This window comes from Lentibacillus sp. L22 (genome assembly GCF_040812445.1).
Lineage (GTDB): Bacteria > Bacillota > Bacilli > Bacillales > Amphibacillaceae > Lentibacillus_C > Lentibacillus_C daqui.
In genome coordinates, this window is record NZ_JBFNXI010000084.1 from 1 (window position 1) to 3,135 (window position 3,135).

The following is a 3,135-nucleotide window of genomic DNA, read 5'->3' on the forward strand; positions in this document are numbered from 1 at the left end:
GAATTTCCAAAAGTACTTTACCAGATAAAGGTTAGATGTCATTTTTACTCTGCGAAAGTTGAGGTTTTAAAATTAAATGAAAACAAAAATATTAAAGAAATTATTAATGCCTTCAATAATTCAAGTCAACTAATATGGGTTGTACCAGAATATAACTGGAGTTATCCTGGCGTTATTAAAATGTTAGTAGAACAAATAGGTGTTGAATTACTGCAAGAAAAGTTTAATATTGTTATTTCAGTGTCGATAGGACCAAGTTCCAGAAATGCGCTCTCATCAATGGCAAATTTATTATTTTCAATGAACTCGATAACATTAACACCTGGGGTTGAAATAAATAATATTAGAGATTGTAATCCAGAGTATATTCAGGAACATATTTTACCTCCTATAAAAAATTTATTCTATTTTAGTAGGAAGGTTAAAGAATGATTAGTTTTGATAGTTTTAAATTTCACGACATGTTTACTATGAAATTTGTTCCTAGTAAAGAAGCTGAAAAAATTATATTATTAAGGACCCCCTATAACTCTCAAAATTATTTAGTGTGGGCTGAGAATCTAGTGAAGAGATTAAATTCAATTGTTTACATACAGGATGTAAGAGGAAGATATCAATCTAATGGTGAGTGGATTCCTTATAAAAATGAAGAAAAAGATTGCTTTCTTCTAGCCGAGCACGTAAACAAAAATAACAATAAAAATTTGCCCGTATTTGTTGTTGGATCTTCTTATGAGGCCTATACCGCCAGGTTAACGGCTCTGTATTTAAAAAACGTTGGTGGAGTAGTTTTAAGAGTAGGGGTTAGGTCAGAATATGAGGCAATGTACAATAATAATTCTTTTAGGCTATCTGATCGTATTTGGTGGATGATGACCCATGGATTGAACAAAGAATCTGATTATAATACATTTCAAGAACTACTTACAAATAATCCGGATATATGGAAATGGAGTCGTGAAGAGTGGTGTAAGTTTCTCGATTATCCTTTTTTATTTTCCATGGTGACCAAAGGTGTTATCCCTTTTCCTAAATGTCCCGTTTATATAATAGGTGGTTGGAGAGATGGTTATGTCGATGGCAGCTGGCGTGATTATATTAATTGGTTATCAACGAACAAGAACATCATCATTGGAGACTGGGATCATAGTTTACATTCAGAAGAAATGAAAAAGGTTAAAGAAATAACATGGTTGAAGGACCACAAAGATTTATCAAAATCTAGATATAAAATTATGTCTTCTAATGATTGGGTTATTAATCCAAAACTTAATAAAGATATCATAACCATTGAAAAGAATTTTTCTAGGTCTTTTTTTTATAGTGATGGAATTGAGTCGGATTATTTTGGCATGCCCCTTATAAATGGAGTGAACTCTCTAAATATACCATTAAAAATTAATGAAATAGGTTTTTATATCGGTACACCTATCTTAGAATACCGAATAAATGAAAAAAATAATTGGTATGCGCAGATAATAAGAAAGAGTAATGGAAATATTGAAATTCTATCAACCTTCATACTAAAACCTGAAAATATTAATTCAATAGGTATGCCATTTGCTTTTTTTAATGATTCTATGGAAATAATTGAATTAAGAGTTTCGCCTTGTTTTCATCCTATTTACTATAGCCCGATTGTTTCAAAGAATTATTCAATTCACATTAAAAATTTAACTATCTATAAGAAAAGTGGTGATAAACGTGGTAATTAAAGATATAACGGATACTATTAAAAACAAGCCGTTGATTATTGATAAACGTACTGGGATTATTAATTCCGTAAGACAGATAATTACTAATGAATTTCCTGATGTATTTACAGTAAATGCAATTGTTAATAATACAGCTTATTATGATAGAAAATGGCCGTGTGATAGAGCAGGTAGCGGGACGGCATATACACTTGACACGGCAATTAATAGTGCAATTGGTGAGGCAATTGAGAGATACTGCGGGAATATTGTTAATAATGAACTAATATACGCAAACGTGAATGAATTACAAGAGAGAAAAAAAACTTACTATAAGGTAGAACGTTTTGTTAAATATAGTGAAGCCCAATATCAAGCAAAAGGCTTTCCCTTTAAGAAACAAGGTGATGACGAACAAACCTATTGGATAGAAGGTAAAAGTTTATTAAACGGGGAAAAAGTTTTGGTTCCTGCTAGTTTGGCATATGTAAACTATTGGATGTTAGGAGAAAAACAAAAAAAGTTTCATTTTCCTCAACTATCTGGTATCGCAAGTGGTACATCATATGAATCTGCGATTCTTTCAGGATTAGGCGAAGTTATTGAAAGGGACATCACCATGAAATGGTGGATTAGTTCGCTTAATAAAAACATAATAGAGAAAAGTATGATCAATGATAGTCTTAGTTTTACTGTCTATCAGTTAGGAAACACCCCACTTCTTACCATTGCTGCTTTTCTTTGGGATGACTTAAATATGCTGTGTAATGTTGGCTTTTCAAGTCGATTTGATTTAAATGATGCAGTCAGTAAAGCTAAAAGCGAGGCCATTCAGCTAAGAAATACATCTTTGTCCTTGTTAAATAATGATCAAAAGGCCAACAAAAGTAATATTTTGGGGCCTGAACATTATTTAAAAGAATTTAAGATGGATAGAAGTTACGAAAAGGATTATAGAAAAGATTATAAAGATATGTATGATTTAATTCATAATACTCAGTATTACCTCGATCCTAATAATGTAAAAAAATTAGAGAAGTATAGGCTGGGAGAAACTACAAAACCAAACAAAAGTGAATCTTCAAATTTAAAAGAGTTAATTAAATCTATTGGCAAAAGATATGAAAATGTTATTGTAGTGGATCTAACTACTTCAGATGTCTTACTAACACCTTTTAGGGTAGTAAGGGTTTTGGTAACAGATATGATTTCCAATTCACCAACTGCCTATCCTCCGTTAGGTTTTTTTGAGGAATCAGAAATAATAAACCTTAGTCCGCTACCACACAGTTAATTCTATTTAATAGCAAAATGGGGGTAATGAAGTGCATATAGATAGTTTATTAAATCGTGTATATAATAAAGCACATGAATGGCAGGTACTGTCAATAAGTTTGTGTAAATTAATAGAGTATCCTCGGAATTGGGATTTGTTTTCTGA

Annotated in this window: 3 protein-coding genes; all 3 read left to right on the forward strand. The window is 31.4% G+C overall.

Annotated elements, in window-relative coordinates:
* Positions 1–432, forward strand: a 432-nt coding sequence (locus ABRT01_RS17990) for an NADPH-dependent FMN reductase (RefSeq protein ID WP_367749131.1), incomplete at its 5' end; no start/stop codon positions are given.
* Positions 429–1,715, forward strand: coding sequence for a CocE/NonD family hydrolase (locus tag ABRT01_RS17995; RefSeq protein WP_269411748.1), 1,287 nt, complete (start codon positions 429–431; stop codon positions 1,713–1,715). The genes ABRT01_RS17990 and ABRT01_RS17995, both read left to right, overlap by 4 nt.
* Entirely contained in the window at positions 1,705–2,988 is a 1,284-nt protein-coding gene (locus ABRT01_RS18000; protein ID WP_269411749.1) for a YcaO-like family protein, read from the forward strand. Before ABRT01_RS17995 ends, ABRT01_RS18000 begins: the two co-directional genes overlap by 11 nt.
* The last annotated feature ends 147 nt before the right edge of the window (positions 2,989–3,135 follow it).